Here is a 17544-nt window from a genome sequence, read left to right as displayed (position 1 = left end):
ATGTTCTGGAAGGTACTCGTCGCCGCCATCGTCGCGATCGCCGCCGCATTCCTCACGCAAAGCGTCGGCATCACCGTCGCCACCTTCCTGGTCGCGATGATCGTGGTGCTCATCGTCGAGGGCATCCGTGTCGTGCCCCAGCAGCAGGCCTGGGTGATCGAGCGCCTGGGCAAGTTTCACGCGGTGCTGCCTCCCGGCCTCAATGTGATCGTGCCTTTCATCGACCGCGTGGCCTACCGGCACTCGCTCAAGGAGGTGCCGCTGGACATTCCCGAGCAGGTCTGCATCACCAAGGACAACACGCAGCTCGCGGTGGACGGAATCATCTACTACCAGGTCTCGGACCCGAAGCTCGCCTCCTATGGCTCCTCGGACTACGTGCTCGCGATCTCGCAGCTCGCGCAGACGGCGCTGCGCAGCGAAGTGGGCAAGATGGAGCTCGACAAGACCTTCGAGAGCCGCAGCGAGATCAACCACATGGTCGTCTCCGTGCTGGACGAGGCGGGGCGCACCTGGGGGATCAAGGTGCTGCGCTACGAGGTAAAGACCCTCACGCCGCCGGAAGCGATCCTGCGCTCGATGCAGGCGCAGATCACGGCCGAGCGCGAGAAGCGCGCCCTTATCGCCAAGAGCGAAGGCCAGCGCCAGCAGGAGATCAACATCGCCGACGGCGCCAAGCAGGCGAAGGTGCTGCAGTCCGAGGGCGACAGGACGGCCGCCATCAACAAGGCGCAGGGCGAGGCACTCGCGCTCACGACCGTGGCGGAAGCGACGGCGAACGCGGTGCGCCAGGTGGCGGTCGCCATCAATGCCGAGGGCGGTATGCTGGCCGCGAACCTCAAGGTCGCGGAGAAGTACGTCGAGGCCTTCGCGGGCCTCGCGAAGACCGGCAACACGCTGATCGTGCCTGCGAACCTCACCGACATTTCCACCTTTGTCTCGACCGCGATGACGGTGCTCGACAGGACGAAGAAGTCCTCGGACGCGCCGAAGTAGCCGATGGCGGATCGCGAGTTCGGCTTCGAGACGCTCGCGCTGCACGCGGGCCAGATCCCCGACGCGCAGACGGGGGCGCGCGCGGCGCCCATCTACCAGACGACGTCCTTCGTCTTCGACAGCGCCGACCACGCGGCGAGCCTGTTCAACCTGCAGACGTTCGGCAACGTCTATACGCGCCTGTCGAACCCCACGACCGCGATGTTCGAGGAGCGCATGGCGGCCCTGGAGGACGGGCGCGCAGCGGTGGCCACCGCCTCGGGCCAGGCCGCCGGGATCGTGGCGCTTCTCAACATCTGCCAGGCGGGCGACCACATCGTGTCGTCCTCGAAACTCTACGGCGGCACGTACACGATGTTCGTGGTCAATTTCCCGAAGCTCGGCATCGAGGCGACCCTGGTCGATCCCGACGACCCGGAGAACTTCCGCCGCGCGATCCGTCCGAACACGAAGGCCATCTTCTCCGAGACGCTGGGGAACCCCGCCATCAACATGGTGGACATCGCCGCGGTGGGCGCCATTGCGCGCGAGGCCGGGGTGCCGTTCGTCGTGGACAATACCGCGGCCTCGCCCTACCTCTGCCAGCCCCTGAAGCACGGGGCGGATATCGTCGTGCACTCGGCCACCAAGTTCATCGGCGGACACGGCACGACGATGGGCGGCGTGGTGGTGGAGAGCGGGAAGTTCCCCTGGGATAACGGACGGTTCCCGTCGATGACGGAACCCTCGGCCGGCTACCACGGCGTGCGCTTCTACGAGACCTTCGGCGACTTCGGCTACACGATGAAGGCGCGCATGGAGATCCTGCGTGTCTTCGGCCCCGCCATCGCACCCTTCAACGCCTGGCTGCTGCTGCAGGGGCTGGAGACGCTCCCGGTTCGCATGGACCGGCACTGCGCCAACACGATGGGGGTCGCGAACTTCCTGCAAGGGCACCCGAAAGTCGCGTGGGTGAACTATCCCGGCCTTCCCGACAACAGGTACCACGCGCTCACCAGTCGCTACATGCCCAAGGGCGCCGGAGCGCTGCTCTCCTTCGGGATCCGCGGAGGGTTCGCGGCGGGCGTGAAATTCATCGAGGGGCTGCAGTTCGTGAGCCACCTTGCCAACATCGGGGACGCGAAGTCGCTCGTGATCCACCCCGCCTCGACCACGCACCGCCAGCTCTCCGAAGCCGACCAGGTGAAGGCGGGCGTCCCGCCGGACATGGTGCGCCTGTCGATCGGCCTGGAAACGCTCGACGATATCCTCTGGGACCTAGACCAGGCGCTCTCGCGCGCCTGACCGACTAGCGGCGTTCGGTGTCGCCGACGGCCGCCGCGGCCTCGTCGGCCGCCGCCTTGCCTGCCGTGACCTGGATCCATTCGGCGAACGCGGATACGCGTGTATAGCGTTCACTGTCGCCGATGTTGCCGAAGATGCCGTCGCCGTTCGTGTCCTCGGTCGCGCAGTAAAGGCCGCCCACGAGGATGCGCCCGTCGATCTCGAAAAAGGCAGGCGCACCGCCATCCCCCGGCGCGGCCGCACCCTGCAGGTCGGACGCGTCTTCCGGCGGCTTGATGCGAAGGCCCAGCGTGCGGGGCGCCACGCGATCGACGGTGTTGACGGCCGCGCGGGCACGGCGGTCGGCGGGGGCGGCAGGCTTCGTGCCGATGCGGCCGGTCTCCCCGAATCCCACGATGCGGGCCGTCCGTCCGTCCTCGTCGCTGTCCCGGTAGATCGGCGTGGGCTCGATGTCCTGGACCGATTCGCGCAGGTAGAGGAGCGCGACGTCGGCCTCGGCTCCGGGTTTCCAGTCGGGGTGAACGAAGATCTCCTGGATCGCGTGGTCGCGACTGCCGATTCGCAGCGAGGGATTCTTTCCGTCCAGCGCCTTCGCCTGGCGCGCGGTCGTGAGGACCCAGCGCGGCGCGATGAGCACACCGGCGCCTCCCGAGGCGGACAGGGCAAGCGCTGATGGGTAGCGGGTGGCCAGTTCCCGGTATTCCTCGTCGTCCCGGTCGGGTCGGATGAGGATCGCGCCAACGGGAAAGGCGACGATGACAGCGGCTAGCGCGGTGGCAAGGGCGAAGGGTCGGTTCATGGTGCGGCGGGAGTGTAGCCGATGGCGGGGCGTGGCGGCATTTGACAAGGGTTCGACCGCGGCCCTAGGATGGTTTCAAACGAGCGTTTGAATCGTGCGTTTGACACGGTCCGGATGCGCATTCCCCGTTACCGGGAGCCTTACCCGATGCCTTCGCCCCGCCCCGCCCGCCGAACGCCTGCGATGGATGCCCTGTCGCAGGACACCAAATCCCGCATCCTGGACGCGGCGGAATCGCTTTTCACGGAGCACGGCTTCGAGGCGACGAGCCTGAGGCAGCTCACCACGGCGGCCGGCGTGAACCTCGCGGCGGTGAACTACCACTTCGGCACCAAGGAAGAGCTCTTCCAGGCCGTGCTCACCCGCCGGCTGGACCCGATGAACCAGGAGCGCATCGACCTCCTCGAGCGCTATGGTCGCGAGGCCGGCAACCGGCCGCTGACGTGCGAAAAGATCCTTTCGGCGATGCTCATCCCCGCCCTCAGGCTTGCTCGCGACGAGAAACGCGGAGGCAAGAACTTCCTGCGCGTGCTGGGCCGCGCGTATGCCGACCCCGCCCCCTTCATCCGCAATTTCCTTTCGGCGCAGTACGCCGAGATGATCGCGCGCTTCAAGGATGCGTTCCTGAAGGCGCTGCCGCACCTCACGCGCCAGGAACTCACCTGGCGCCTGCACTTCGTCATGGGCGCCCTTTCCTACACGCTGGCGGGCACCGATTCCCTCAAGCTCATGATGCAGGTGCTCACGCACGAGGAAGACAACGACGAATTGCTGCTGCAGCGCCTGGCGCCGTTCCTGGCGGCCGGCCTCAAGGCGCCGCTTGGAGATGCGAAGAAGCTCGAGCTGGCCTCGGGCGACTAGAGTCGACCCCGGTCCGGGGCGAAGGCAAACCACGCCCGACCGCTTCGCGGGAGGGTTTTTTCGGGAAGGAGAATGACCATGTTGCCCATCATCCTGTCGGTCCTGGCGGTGATCGCCATCATCTGGGCGCTCGCCTATCACGAGGCCAATGCCCTCGTGTGGTCGGTGGCGCTGGTCGCCGGTGCCGCTTGCCTTGCCTGGCTCACGGCTGCCCCCGTCGTCCTGGTCTGGGCCGCGTGGATCGCGGTCGCCCTGTTCGCGATCCTTTCGGTGGCGAAGCCGATACGCCGGTCGGTCGTGACGAGCCCGCTCCTCGGGCTGTTCAAGAGCGTGCTGCCGCAGATGTCGCAGACGGAGGAGGAGGCGCTGAACGCCGGCAGCGTCTGGTGGGACGCCGACCTGTTCTCCGGCAAGCCCGACTGGAAGAAGATGCTCGCCTACCCGGTCGCGAAGCTGACCGCCGAGGAACAGGCGTTCATGGACGGTCCCGTCGAGGAACTCTGCGCCATGCTCGACGAGTGGGATATCAACCACGAGCGCATGGACCTCACGCCGGAAACGTGGAAGTTCATTGCCGACAAGGGATTCTTCGGAATCATCGTTCCGAAGTCCTTCGGCGGGCTCGGCTTCTCCGCATTCGCGCACTCGGAAATCGTCACCAAGATCTCGACGCGCAGCGGCGCCGCGGCGGTGACGGTGATGGTGCCCAATTCCCTCGGGCCGGCCGAACTGCTGATCCACTACGGCACCGAGCAGCAGAAGAACTACTACCTGCCGCGGCTCGCGAAGGGGCAGGAGATACCCTGCTTCGCGCTCACGAGCCCGGAGGCCGGATCCGACGCCGCCTCGATCCCGGACTTCGGCATCGTGTGCAAGGCAATGCACGAGGGCAAGGAAACCCTGGGCATCCGCCTCACCTGGGAGAAGCGCTACATCACGCTCGCGCCGGTGGCGACGCTGCTGGGTCTGGCCTTCAAGCTCTACGACCCGGAAAAGCTCCTGGGAGGCAAGGAGGACATCGGCATCACGCTTGCATTGATCCCCACCTCGCACAACGGCGTGGACACGGGGCGCCGCCACAATCCTCTGGGGTGCGCGTTCATGAACGGGCCCACGACGGGCAAGGACGTCTTCATCCCGCTCGACTGGGTGATCGGCGGCAAGGCCCAGGTCGGGACCGGCTGGAAGATGCTCATGGAGTGCCTGGCCGCGGGACGCTCGATCTCGCTGCCGTCCATGTCGATGGCCGCCGGAAAGATCAGCACGCGCGCCACGGGCGCGTACGCGCGCATCCGCTCGCAGTTCAAGACGCCGATCGGTCGGTTCGAAGGCATCGAGGAGCCGCTCGCGCGAATCGGCGGCACGACCTACCTCATGGACGGCATGCGCCGCATGACCATGACCGCTCTCGACATGGGCGAGAAGCCCAGCGTCGTATCCGCCATCTGCAAGTTCCACATGACCGAACGCATGCGCTCGGTCATCAACGACGCGATGGACGTGCACGGCGGCAAGGGCATCTGCATGGGCCCCGGCAACTACCTCGGCCGCGCCTACCAGACGGTACCGATCGCCATCACGGTGGAGGGCGCCAACATCCTCACGCGTTCCCTCATCATCTTCGGGCAGGGGGCCATCCGCTGTCATCCGTGGGTGCTGAAGGAAATGCGCGCCGCGGGGGCCAACGACCTCCCGGCCTTCGACCACGCGTTCTGGGGGCATGTGTCGTTCACCGTTTCGAACGCGGCCCGTGCGCTGTGGCTCGGCCTGACGGGCGGCAAGGGCATCCCGGTGCCCGGCGCGCCCGAGACGCGGCGCTACCTGCAGATCCTCACGCGCTTCTCGTCCGCTTTCGCGCTGCTCGCGGACATGTCCATGTTCGTGATCGGCGGCAGCCTCAAGAGGAAGGAGATGCTCTCGGCGCGGCTGGGCGACATCCTTTCCCACCTCTACATGATGTCGGCCACCGTGAAGCGCTTCCATGACGACGGCTGCCCCAAGGAGGACCTGCCGCTGCTCACCTGGGCCATGTACGACAGCTCGTTCAAGCTCCAGGTGGCCATGGACGGCGTGCTCGCGAACTTCCCGAACCGGCCGATCGCGTGGGTGCTTCGCCGCCTCGCTTTCCCGAAGGGGCTCACGCTCACCGCACCGCACGACAAGTGGGTCTCCCGCGTGGCGAGAATCCTCATCGAGCCGGGCGCGGCGCGCGATCGCCTCACGGGCGGCATCTACCTGCCGAGGAAGGAAGACGACATCCTCGGGCGGCTGGAATTCGCCATGGAAGCGGTCATCAAGGCCGATCCCATCGAGGCGAAGATCCGCGCCGCGCAGAAGGAAGGCAAGCTCCCGCAGCGCACGGCCAACGAGCGGCGCGACGCCGCGGTGAAGAACGGCATCATCACGCTGGCGGAGTTCGAGCACCTCGTGCGCAGCGACCGGTTGAAGCGCGAGGTGATCATGGTGGACGACTTCCCGACCGACCTGTCCCGGCAACCGACCCAGGAGAAAGCCCCATGGCCGCGCGCCGTGTCCATGTAGTCGACGGGACCCGCACCCCGTTCCTCAAGGCGAAGAAGGGGCTCGGTCCCTTCACCGGCTCCGACCTGGCGGTCGCCGCAGGCCGCCCCCTCATCGCCCGCCAGCCCTTCGATGCCACCGCGTTCGACGAGGTGATCGTGGGGGCGGCCATGCCGTCGGCGGACGAGGCCAACATCGGCCGCGTGGTGTCGCTACGGCTCGGTTGCGGGGACAAGGTGCCGGCCTGGACGGTGATGCGCAATTGCGCCTCTGGGATGCAGGCGATCGACAGCGCCTGCATGAACATCCAGGCCGGACGCTCGAGCCTGGTGCTCGCGGGCGGCACGGACGCCATGAGCCATGCGCCGCTCCTCTTCGGCCCGGCGATGGTGAACTGGCTGGCCGACTGGTATGGCGCGAAGTCCTTCGGGCGGAAGGCGGCCACGGCGGCGAAGTTCCGGCTGGCCAACCTGGCCCCGGTGATCGCCATCCTTCGCGGCCTCACGGACCCGGTGGTGAACCTCTCCATGGGCTCGACGGCGGAAATCGTCGCGAAGCGCTTCGGCATCACGCGCCAGATGATGGACGAGTTCGCCGTGGAGTCGCACCGCCGGCTCGCCTACGCCCAGGACAACGGGCACCTCGCCGAGATCGAGCCCATCTATGGGCCGGACGGCACGATATACGCGACGGACGACGGGCTGCGGCGCGATTCCGCCGTCGAGAAGCTCGCGAAGCTCAAGCCCGTCTTCGACCGCACGTACGGCAGCGTAACCCCCGGCAACAGCTCGCAGATCACCGATGGCGCGGCGATGCTCATCCTCGCGGCGGAGGAGGTCGTGGACGAGTACGGGCTCACGAGCCTGGGCCGCGTGGTCGATGCGAACTGGGGCGCGCTCGATCCTGCGGAGATGGGGCTCGGGCCCGTGCACGCCATCACGCCGATGCTGCAGAAAAACCGGCTCGGCTGGGACGACATCGATTGCGTGGAAGTGAACGAAGCTTTCGCCGCGCAGGTGCTGGGCTGCCTGGGCGCCTGGGAGAGCGACGAATACTGCAAGCAGCATTTCGGGCTCGACCGCGCTTTCGGCAGGCTCGACCGCGGCAAGCTGAATGTCGATGGCGGCGCCATCGCGCTCGGGCACCCGATCGGCGCCTCGGGCGCTCGCGTGGTGCTGCACGCCCTGAAGGTGCTCGAAAGAACCGGCGGACGGCGTGCCGTGGCGTCCCTATGCATCGGTGGTGGCCAGGGCGGCGCCATGCTCCTCGAACGACCGTAGAAAAAGTGGGACAGACCCCTTTTCCGGAAAAGGGGGTCTGTCCCCTTTAATAGAAAGAAAGATCATGGACCTGAAGCACTGGAAGCTCGAGACGGACGCGCAGAACCTGGCGTGGCTGTGGTTCGACCGCGCCGGCACCGCCACCAACACCTTCTCCACGGAAGTCCTGGAGGAACTGGGCCGGATCGCGGACAACCTCGTCGCCATGCCTCCCAGGGGACTGGCCATCCTTTCGGCCAAGGAGAACGGGTTCGCCGCCGGCGCGGACATCGACGAGTTCACGACGATCTCGAGCGCCGAGCAGGCCATGGCTTTCACCACGCTCGGCAACGTCGTCTTCGACAAGATCGCGGCGCTGCCCTTCCCGACGCTCGCGATGATCCACGGCTTCTGCATGGGCGGCGGAACCGAACTCGCGCTAGCCTGCCGCTACCGGATCGCCGACGACGGCCCGAAGACGCGCATGGCGCTGCCCGAAGTGCTGATCGGCATCGTGCCCGGGTGGGGGGGAGCCAAGCGCATGCCGCCGCTCATCGGCGCGGCCACCGCGCTCGACCTCATGCTCACCGGCCGCGGAGTGGATGGCCGCCGCGCGAAGAAGCTCGGGCTGGTGGACGACGCCACGCCGAAGCGCCACTTCGAGAACGCCGTGCGCCTGTTTCTCGCGAAGCCGCCGCCCCCGCACAAGCCTTCGTTTTCGGCCGCGATCACCGACTGGCCGGTCGTGCGCTCGCTGGTGGCCTCGATGTCCCGGAAGAAGGTTGCGGAAAAGGTGCGGCAGGACCACTATCCGGCGCCTTACGCGATCATCGACCTGTGGAAGAGCTTCGGTGGGGATGTGCGCAACATTCCCATCGAGCACCCGGCGTCCATGGCGAGCCTCTTCGCGCACGCCACGACGCGAAACCTCATCCGCCTTTTCAAGCTGCAGGACCGGATGAAGAACCTGGGGAAATCCGACCTGCCGCCGATCCGCCATCTGCACGTCATCGGCGCCGGCGCCATGGGTGGGGACATCGCCGCCTGGTGCGCACTCAAGGGAATGACGGTCACGCTGCAGGACCTCGCGCCCGAGCGAATCGCGCCGGCCATCCAACGCGCCCACGCGCTCTACAAGAAGCGCCTCAAGCAGCCGAACCTCGTCCAGGCCGCGTTCGACCGCCTCATCCCGGACGTGAAGGGCGATGGCGTTCCGAAGGCGGACCTCATCATCGAGGCGATCGTCGAGAACGCGGAGATCAAGAGGAAGCTCTTCGCCGCGCTCGAACCGCGCATGAAGGAAGGCGCCATTCTCGCCTCGAATACATCGAGCATCCCGCTGCAGGAACTCTCGGGCGTCCTCAAGTGCCCCGAGCGCCTCGTGGGCCTGCACTTCTTCAATCCGGTCGCCATGATGATGCTGGTGGAGATCGTCGAGGGGCCCCAGACCTCGCCCGAAGTGATGCAGGCGGGCCAGGCCTTCGCCAAGCAGATCGACAAGCTGCCGCTGCCGTGCAAGAGCGCGCCCGGCTTCCTCGTGAACCGGGTGCTGTCGCCCTATCTCATGGAAGCGATGCTCATGCTGGACGAAGGCGTGCCCGGCGAGACCATCGACGCGGCCGCGAAGGATTTCGGCATGCCCATGGGTCCCATCGAACTCGCGGACATGGTCGGTCTCGACATCTGCTGGGCCGTGGGACAGGAACTCGCGAAGCCGGGCACGCCGATCCCGAAGCGCCTGCAGGCAAACATCGAGGCGAAGAATCTTGGCAAGAAGTCCGGCAAGGGCTTCTACACCTGGGTGAAAGGCAAGCCGCAGAAGGCGACCGGGAGCGGATCGGTGGACTTGCGGCCCATCGCGGACCGGCTCGTCCTGCCGGCGCTCAACGAGGCGGTCGCGTGCCTGCGCGAGAAGATCGTGACGGATGCGGACCTGTGTGACGCCGGGGTGATCTTCGGGACGGGCTTTGCGCCGCATCGCGGGGGGCCGATCTCCGCAATCAAGGAACGGGGCAAGGAGTCCTGGCTCAAGACGATGGCGCAACTGCGGACGAAGCATGGGGACCGGTTCGTGCCGGATACGGGCTGGGACACGACCTGACGGTGATGCGGGCGGAAGTCCGGAACCGTCATGGAACTGCGCGACACGGCGAAGGCCGCCGACGGCTTCGACCTGGCGGTCACGCGCTTCCCGGCTGAAGGAAAGGCCTGGGCCACGCTGCTCCTGGCGGGCGCCATGGGCGTGCGGCAGGATTTCTACGAACCGCTGGCTCGCTTCCTCGCCGAGAACGGCATTCATGTCCTCACCTTCGATTACCGGGGCATGGGGGCGTCGCGCGAAGGGAGTCTGCGCGGCTTCGAGGCCAGCGTGACGACCTGGGCGGATGCGGATCTCGACGCGATGTTGCGCGAGGCGCGCGCGATGAACCCGAGCCTTCCTGCGCTGGCACTGGGGCACAGCCTCGGCGCGCAGCTCTTTGGCGCCGTACCCGAAGGAGCACGGTTGAAGGCCTTCGTCACGGTGACGGCAGGATCGGGCTGGTACCGGCACAACGATCGCATGCCCCTTCAGGTGCGCCTCTTCTGGTTCGTGGCGATTCCGCTCCTCACGCCGCTCTTCGGCTATTTCCCCGGCAAGCGCATGCACATGGTGGGCGACCTGCCGGCGGGCGTGGCCTGGCAGTGGCGCCGCTGGGGCACGCATCCGGAATACCTGCTTTCCGAAGGGGAGGTCATGCGCCGGCGGTTCGACGCGGTGCGCGCGGCCGTGCTGGGATTTTCCTTCGAGGACGACGACATCATCACGAAGCCGGCCATCGACAAGCTGCACGGGTTCTACCGCAATGCCCGCGTCGAGCGACGGCACGTGACGCCCGGCGAGGCGGGACGCCAGCGCATCGGCCACTTCGGCTACTTCCTGCCGGAAAGCCGCGATAATGTGTGGCGCGACACCGTGTCGTGGCTACGGGAAAGGGCGGCGGCGTGAGCCTCGCGGAACGCGAAAAGCAGTACGTCACGGTCGGCGAGGCCGACTCGATCGCGACCGCCTTCGCGAGACGCGTGGCGTTGTCGCCCGAGGCCGTGGCCTACCGGGAATTCGACATGTCCACCCAGGACTGGACGAGGTATTCCTGGGCGGAGACGGCCCGCATGGCCCGGCGCGTCTGCGCGGGTCTTGCTGCCGAGGGCCTCGGGCCGGGCGAGCGCGTGGCTATCATGCTGAGCAACTGCAAGGAGTGGGTGTGGTTCGATCAGGGCGCCTTCGCAGGGGGTCTCGTCACGGTGCCCGTCTACGTGAACGACCGCCCCGACAACATCGCCTATTGCCTCAACGATGCCGGCGTGAAGCTGCTGGTCGTCGAGGGCGAGGAGCATCTCAAGCGACTGGCGGAGGTTCGCGCCCGGATGCCGGAGGTCACGCGAATCATCACCATCAAGTCCGTCGCGCAATCCGGCGACCGGAGCGTCAGGGCGCTGGCCGATTGGCTTCCCGCCGACGCGGCGGCCGAGCCGCCGGTTGCCGTCGATGGCAACGCGCTCGCCACCATCGTCTATACGTCCGGGACCACGGGGCGCCCCAAGGGCGTGATGCTCTCGCACCAGAACATGCTTCAGAACGCCCTGTCGGGCCTGGGCGGGATCGACGTGTACACGGACGATGTCTTCCTGTCCTTCCTTCCGCTCTCCCACATGTTCGAGCGCACCGTCGGCTGCTACCTCACGATGCTCGCCGGCTCCGAGGTGGCCTTCGCCCGGTCGATCCCCCAGCTCGCCGAGGACTTCAGGAGCGTGCGCCCCACGGTCATCGTCTCGGTCCCGCGCATCTACGAGCGCCTGCACGCGACCATCCAGGGCCAGCTCCAGGCCGCCTCCGGGTTGAAGCGGCATCTCTTCGATTTCGCCGGGCGCACCGGCTGGAGTCTCTTCGAGTGGCGACAGGGGCGGGGACCGTGGAAGCCCTCGTTCGTCCTCTGGCCCGTTCTCAGGGCGCTGGTCGCCTCGAAGCTCCTCGCGCGTCTGGGCGGCAGGCTGCGCATCGCAGTGAGCGGGGGTGCGGCATTGAATCCGCAGATTGCCCGGACCTTCATCGGACTGGGCCTTCCGATCTGCCAGGGCTACGGGCTCACCGAAGCCTCACCCGTGGTGTCGGTGAACCGGCTGGAGAACAACGACCCGGCCTCCGTGGGCGCGCCCTTGTCGGGAATCGAGATCGCGTTTGGCGCGAACGACGCGTTGCTGGTGCGGGGCCCGAGCGTGATGCTGGGCTACTGGAACAACCCCGACGCCACCGCGAGCGTGAAGAATGCGGAAGGCTGGCTCGACACCGGCGACCAGGCGAAGCTCGAGAACGGGCTTCTCTACATCACGGGACGCATCAAGGAGATCATCGTCCTGGCCAACGGCGAGAAGGTGCCGCCGGTGGACATGGAGCTCGCGATCCAGCTCGATCCCCTGCTCGAGCAGGTCCTCGTCGTGGGGGAAGGCAAGCCGTTCCTCGGGGCGCTGGTGGCACTCAACATGGACGAATGGTCAAGGCTGGCGGAAGCGACCAGCCTCGGAGCCGACCCCAACGGCGAAGGTCGGGAGCGCGCCGAGAAACTGGTCCTGTCGCGCGTCGCGAAGCAGGTCCGCGATTTCCCCGGTTACGCGCAGGTCCGGCGCGTGGCCCTGCTCACCGACAAGTGGACGGTGGACAACGGCCTGCTCACGCCGACCCTCAAGCCCAAGCGCAACCTGATCCTCGATCGCTACCGCGATCGCTACGCGGACATCTACCGCGGCCACGCAGGCTGATAAAGGTGCCGGCAGAAAAAAGGGGACAGACCCCTTTTCCGTTTCCGGTAAAGGGGTCTGTCCCCTTTTTTCTGCCGGCCCCCTTCCAGGGAGTAGAATCAAACGCTCGTTTGAAACCCCCATGCACGCCGAACTCCCGCAGGGCGAACAGCCCGTCCTTCGCATCATCCCCATGCCGGCGGATACGAACGCCCATGGCACGATATTCGGGGGGTGGGTCATGGCGCAGGTCGACCTGGCGGGGAGCGTTCCGGCCTACGAACGCGCCGCGGGGCCCGTCGTGACGCTGGCGGTGAATTCGTTCCTGTTCAAGGAACCGGTCTTCGTCGGCGACCTGGTGAGCTTCTACGCGCGCGTCGTGAAGGTGGGCCGCACGTCCATCACGGTGGACGTGGAGGTCTTCGCCCAGCGCGGGCGCCTCGGCCGCAGCGACGCCGTGAAGGTCACCGAAGCCCAGCTCACCTACGTCGCCATCGATTCCCAGCGCCATCCCCGCCCGATTCCGGGCGGCATGGAGAAGGCCTGACCGTCTTTCGATAACCCAGCCCGCTCCCCGGGCATGCTCCAGGAGAAACCCGTGTCGAAATTCATCGTCCGCAAGGCTGCCGTCCTCGGCGCCGGCGTCATGGGCGCGCAGATCGCCGCCCACCTCGCGAATGCCGGCGTGCAGCCGGTCCTGTTCGAACTCGCCGCGGAGGGTCGCGACAGGAATGCCAACGTGAAGAAGGCGCTCGACGGCCTCGCGAAACTGGAACCCAGCCCGCTCGCGACCAAGGGCATCATCGAGCACATCACGCCCGCCAACTACGACGAGCACCTGGCGCTTCTCGCCGACTGCGACCTCGTCATCGAGGCCATCAGCGAGCGAATGGACTGGAAGAAGGCGCTCTTCGACAAGGTGGCGCCGCATCTCGCCCCGCACGCCATCTTCGCCTCCAACACCTCGGGGCTGTCGATCACGGAACTCTCCAAGGTCCTTCCCGAGGCGCTGCGCCCGCGCTTCTGCGGCATCCACTTTTTCAACCCGCCGCGCTACATGCGCCTGGTGGAGATCATCCCCACCGCCGCGACGGACCCCGCCATCGTGGATGCGCTGGAGGTGTTCCTCACCACCGCGCTCGGCAAGGGCGTGGTCCGCGCGAAGGACACGCCCAACTTCGTCGCCAACCGGGTCGGTGTCTTCTCGATGCTGGCGACGATGCACCACACGCTTGCCTTCAAGCTCGGCTTCGACGAGGTGGACGCCCTCACGGGGCCTGCCATCGGCCGCGCCAGGAGCGCCACGTTCCGCACAGCCGACGTCGTGGGCCTGGACACCCTGGCGCACGTGGTGAAGACGATGCACGAAACGCTCGCCGCCGACCCTTGGCACCCGTACTACAAGGCACCGGAGTGGCTGTCGGCGCTCATCGCGAAAGGGGCGCTGGGCCAGAAGACCAAGGCCGGCATCTTCGTGAAGAAGGGCAAGGAGATCCACGTCCTCGACGTCGCGAAGCAGGACTACCGTCCGTCCGCCGGCGCCATCGCGGAGGAAGTGCAGGCCATCCTCAAGGAGAAGTCGCCGGCGCAGCAACTCGCGAAGCTTCGCGCCTCGCAACATCCGCAGGCGCAGTTTCTCTGGGCCATCTTCCGCGACCTCTTCCATTACTGCGCAGTGCACCTGGGCGAGATCGCGCACTGCGCGCGCGACGTGGACTTCGCCATCCGCTGGGGGTTCGGCTGGAAGCTCGGGCCCTTCGAGCTGTGGCAGGCCGCGGGCTGGCAGCAGGTGGCGGGATGGATCGCCGAGGACATCGCCGCCGGCAGAACCATGGCAAAGGCGCCCTTGCCCGGCTGGGTGACCGATGGCCGCCAGGGCGTGCACGGCCCGCAGGGCTCGTACTCCGCCGCCGACGGCACGATGCACGCGCGCTCGAACCTGCCCGTGTACGCGCGGCAGCTGTTTCCCGAACTCGTGCTGGGCGAAAAGCCCGCCGACAAGGGCACGACCGTATTCGAGGATGAAGGCGTTCGGATGTGGCACCAGGGCGACGGCATCGCCATCGTCTCCATCAAGAGCAAGATGCACTCGCTGGGCGCCGAGGTTCTCGTGGGCCTCAACCGCGCCCTCGACGAGGCGGAGAAGAATTACGACGCACTCGTCATCTGGCACGAGGCGCCCTTCGCCGTCGGCGCGAACCTCAAGGCAGCGCTCGAATCCCTCAAGGCCGGGAAGTTCGACGAGTTCGAGAGAATGGTCGCGCTCTTCCAGCAGACCTCGCAGCGCCTCAAGTACAGCCTCGTGCCCACGGTCGCGGCGGTGGAGGGCATGGCGCTCGGCGGCGGCTGCGAATTCGTGATGCACTCGCAGCGCGTCGTGGCGGCGCTGGAGAGCTACATCGGCCTCGTGGAAGTGGGCGTGGGACTCCTGCCCGCCGGCGCGGGGCTCAAGGAGCTCGCGCAGCGCGCCAACGCGTGGGCCAAGGGAGGAGATGCGTTCCCCGAGCTGGGACGGCTCTTCCGGCAGGTGGCGATGGCGGATGTATCGAAGAGCGCCGGGAACGCGCGCGAACTGGGCTATCTCAAGCCCTCCGACGTCGTGGTGCTGCACCCGGCGGAGCTGCTGTACGTGGCCAAGCAGCAGGCGCGCGCCATGGCGGAATCCGGCCACCGCCCTCCGCTCGCGCCCACGCGCATTGCGGTGGCGGGCTCGACGGGCATCGCCACGCTCAAGATGATGCTCGTGAACATGAAGGAGGGCGGGTTCATCTCCGACCACGACTACGAAATCGGCTCGCGCGTCGCCACGGTGATCTGCGGGGGCGAAGTCGAGCCCGGCAGCCTGGTCGACGAGAAGTGGCTGCTGGACCTCGAGCGTCACCACTTCGTGGAGCTCGCGAAGATGGAAAAGACGCAGGCGCGCATCGAGCACATGCTGAAGACCGGGAAGCCCCTGAGGAACTGAGCAGGGCGGCGCGATGGGAAAAGTCGGCGGCATCTTCGTTTGCCTGGTCTTCGGACTGCCCTTCGGGGGCGTCGGGGTCTGGGCGACGCACAGCATCGTGGAGACGCTGTCCGCGGCCCGCTCGGCGCGCGACTGGGTGAAGGTGCGCGCGACGGTGGACAACGCGAAACTCGAGTCCGGGGACGGTACCTATCGCGCCGAGGCGGCCTACCGGTACCGGTTCGAGGGGAAGGACTATACCGGCACGCGGCTGGGCATTTCCACGCTGGGAGGCAGCGACAATATCGACGACTGGCACGAGCAGATCGCGGGCCGGCTCGAGGACGCGAGATCTGCCGGCATTCCCATCACGGTCTGGGTGAATCCGGACAACCCCGCCGAGGCGGTGGTCGACCGCGAAATCCGCTGGAAGGAACTGCTCTTTCTCGCGCCATTCTCGCTGGCGTTTGGCGGCGTGGGCGTCGGCGCCCTCGTTGCGATGTTCTTCGTCATTCGCGGATCCGCACCGGCCGGATGGGGCAACGATACCCGCGAGCCTGTTCGCACCCGCCCCGGCGCCCTAGCGTCCCCGGGCGCGAAATCACCCGAAATCTCAACGGCTGGACAGTCGGGACTGGGATTCCTTTGGGTGTTCGCCTTCTTCTGGAACGCCATTTCCTTTCCCATCGCAATCCTGGCCATTCCCGAGATGGTGCAAAGCGGCGAATGGCTGGGACTCTTCGTGCTGCTCTTCCCGCTGGTCGGCCTGCTGCTGCTCTGGACATGCGTTTCGACCACGTTCAAGGCGATTCGCAGCCGCATCAACCTGAAATCGGCGCCCGCGGTGCGTGGGCGCGCGTCGTAAGATCAACCGCAACCGGAACCCGACAGGAGTGAAGACATGACCCGCCAGATCCAGGATGCCTATATCGTCGCCGCCGTTCGCACCGCCGTCGGCAAGGCCCCGCGAGGGATGTTCCGGGCCGTTCGCCCCGACGACATGCTCGCCCACGTGCTCCGGGGCGTGATCGCGAAAGTGCCGGGCCTCGACCCGCACGACATCGCCGACGTGATCGTCGGCTGCGCCATGCCCGAGGGCGAGCAGGGCATGAACGTGGCCCGCATCGGCGTGCTGCTCGCGGGCCTGCCCGACAGCGTGCCGGCCATGACGATCAACCGCTTCTGCTCCTCCGGCGTGCAGGCCATCGCGCTGGCCGCGGACCGGATTCGTACCGGCGACGACGATGTCGTTATCGCCGCCGGGACGGAGTCGATGTCCATGGTGCCGATGATGGGCAACAAGGTCGCGCTCAACAGCGCCGTCTTCGCCAGGGACGAGAACGTCGCCATCGCCTACGGCATGGGCATCACCGCGGAGAACGTGGCGAAGCAGTGGAAGGTCACGCGCGAGGAGCAGGATGCCTTCGCGGTTGCGAGCCACCGGAAGGCCGCCGCGGCGATCGCTGCAGGGAATTTCAGGGACGAGATCCTGCCTTACGAGATCGACTCCGCCTCACCGGACCTCGCGACGGGCCAGGTGGTCCACCGCAAGAAGGTCGCCGACACCGACGAGGGCCCGCGCCCCGACTCCTCGCTGGAAAGCCTGGCCAAGCTGCGGCCCGCCTTTGCCGCGCGTGGCTCGGTCACGGCCGGCAACAGCTCTCAGATGTCCGACGGCGCCGGCGCCGTCATCCTCATGAGCGAGAAGGCCATGAAGAAATACGGCGTGCAGCCCATGGCGCGATTCGTGGGCTTCTCGGTGGCGGGGGTGCCGCCGGAGATCATGGGCATCGGCCCCATCAAGGCAATCCCGAAGGTGCTGAAGCTCGCCGGCGTGAGCCAGGCCGATCTGGGATGGATCGAGCTCAACGAGGCTTTCGCAGCCCAGGCCTTGGCGGTCGTGAAGGACCTCGGGCTCGACCCGACTAGGGTAAACCCTCAGGGTGGAGCCATCGCGCTCGGACACCCGCTTGGCGCTACCGGCGCCATCCGCGCCGCCACGATGCTGCATGGCCTGCGGCGCACGAAAGGACGGTACGGAATGGTGACCATGTGCATCGGCACCGGAATGGGTGCCGCAGGGCTCTTTGAAGCGTTACACTAGCCAA

General features: G+C 67.0%; 13 protein-coding genes. 12 read left to right on the top strand and 1 reads right to left on the bottom strand.

Annotated features, from left to right (window positions below; translation table 11 throughout):
- Both IPP91_14875 and IPP91_14870 read left to right on the top strand, forming a co-directional pair.
- Entirely contained in the window at positions 1–996 is a 996-nt protein-coding gene (locus tag IPP91_14875) for an SPFH/Band 7/PHB domain protein (protein ID MBL0143349.1), read from the top strand.
- A 3-nt stretch (positions 997–999) separates the two neighbouring features.
- Positions 1000–2280 (top strand): O-acetylhomoserine aminocarboxypropyltransferase/cysteine synthase, encoded by a 1281-nt coding sequence (locus IPP91_14870; GenBank protein ID MBL0143348.1) that lies wholly within the window; start codon positions 1000–1002, stop codon positions 2278–2280.
- A 4-nt stretch (positions 2281–2284) separates the two neighbouring features.
- Here IPP91_14870 and IPP91_14865 read toward each other — a convergent pair whose 3' ends face one another.
- The gene (locus IPP91_14865) at positions 2285–3079 is read right to left on the bottom strand and encodes a trypsin-like serine protease (GenBank protein ID MBL0143347.1); all 795 of its coding nucleotides are present in this window, start codon (positions 3077–3079) and stop codon (positions 2285–2287) included.
- A gap of 183 nt (positions 3080–3262) precedes the next feature.
- Here IPP91_14865 and IPP91_14860 point away from each other — a divergent pair, with 183 nt between their 5' ends.
- The 10 genes from IPP91_14860 (at position 3263) to IPP91_14815 (ending at position 17540) form a co-directional block, all read left to right on the top strand.
- Entirely contained in the window at positions 3263–3940 is a 678-nt protein-coding gene (locus IPP91_14860; protein MBL0143346.1) for a TetR family transcriptional regulator, read from the top strand.
- Between the two features lie 78 nt (positions 3941–4018).
- Positions 4019–6481 carry an acyl-CoA dehydrogenase gene (locus IPP91_14855; GenBank protein MBL0143345.1) on the top strand — a complete coding sequence of 821 codons (2463 nt, stop codon included), beginning with the start codon at positions 4019–4021 and terminating at the stop codon, positions 6479–6481.
- On the top strand, positions 6457–7740 hold the full coding sequence (locus tag IPP91_14850; protein ID MBL0143344.1) for an acetyl-CoA C-acetyltransferase: 1284 nt from the start codon (positions 6457–6459) through the stop codon (positions 7738–7740). The genes IPP91_14855 and IPP91_14850 overlap by 25 nt, the downstream gene beginning before the upstream one ends.
- A gap of 64 nt (positions 7741–7804) precedes the next feature.
- Positions 7805–9820 carry an enoyl-CoA hydratase/isomerase family protein gene (locus tag IPP91_14845; protein MBL0143343.1) on the top strand — a complete coding sequence of 672 codons (2016 nt, stop codon included), beginning with the start codon at positions 7805–7807 and terminating at the stop codon, positions 9818–9820.
- Positions 9821–9850: 30 nt separating this feature from the next.
- Positions 9851–10705: an alpha/beta fold hydrolase gene (locus tag IPP91_14840; GenBank protein MBL0143342.1), complete on the top strand. Its 855-nt coding sequence runs from the start codon at positions 9851–9853 to the stop codon at positions 10703–10705.
- On the top strand, positions 10702–12513 hold the full coding sequence (locus IPP91_14835; GenBank protein MBL0143341.1) for a long-chain fatty acid--CoA ligase: 1812 nt from the start codon (positions 10702–10704) through the stop codon (positions 12511–12513). Before IPP91_14840 ends, IPP91_14835 begins: the two co-directional genes overlap by 4 nt.
- Before the next feature lie 121 nt (positions 12514–12634).
- Entirely contained in the window at positions 12635–13039 is a 405-nt protein-coding gene (locus IPP91_14830; GenBank protein ID MBL0143340.1) for an acyl-CoA thioesterase, read from the top strand.
- A 33-nt stretch (positions 13040–13072) separates the two neighbouring features.
- Complete coding sequence (locus tag IPP91_14825; protein MBL0143339.1) at positions 13073–15457, top strand: 3-hydroxyacyl-CoA dehydrogenase/enoyl-CoA hydratase family protein; 2385 nt, start codon at positions 13073–13075, stop codon at positions 15455–15457.
- 13 nt (positions 15458–15470) lie between these two features.
- A complete protein-coding gene (locus IPP91_14820) occupies positions 15471–16301 on the top strand; it encodes a DUF3592 domain-containing protein (GenBank protein MBL0143338.1) in 831 nt (276 codons plus the stop codon).
- A 36-nt stretch (positions 16302–16337) separates the two neighbouring features.
- A complete protein-coding gene (locus IPP91_14815; protein ID MBL0143337.1) occupies positions 16338–17540 on the top strand; it encodes an acetyl-CoA C-acyltransferase in 1203 nt (400 codons plus the stop codon).
- The last annotated feature ends 4 nt before the right edge of the window (positions 17541–17544 follow it).

Source organism: Betaproteobacteria bacterium (genome assembly GCA_016720855.1).
Taxonomy (GTDB): domain Bacteria; phylum Pseudomonadota; class Gammaproteobacteria; order Burkholderiales; family Usitatibacteraceae; genus FEB-7.
This window is presented reverse-complemented; position numbering and strand designations above follow the sequence as displayed.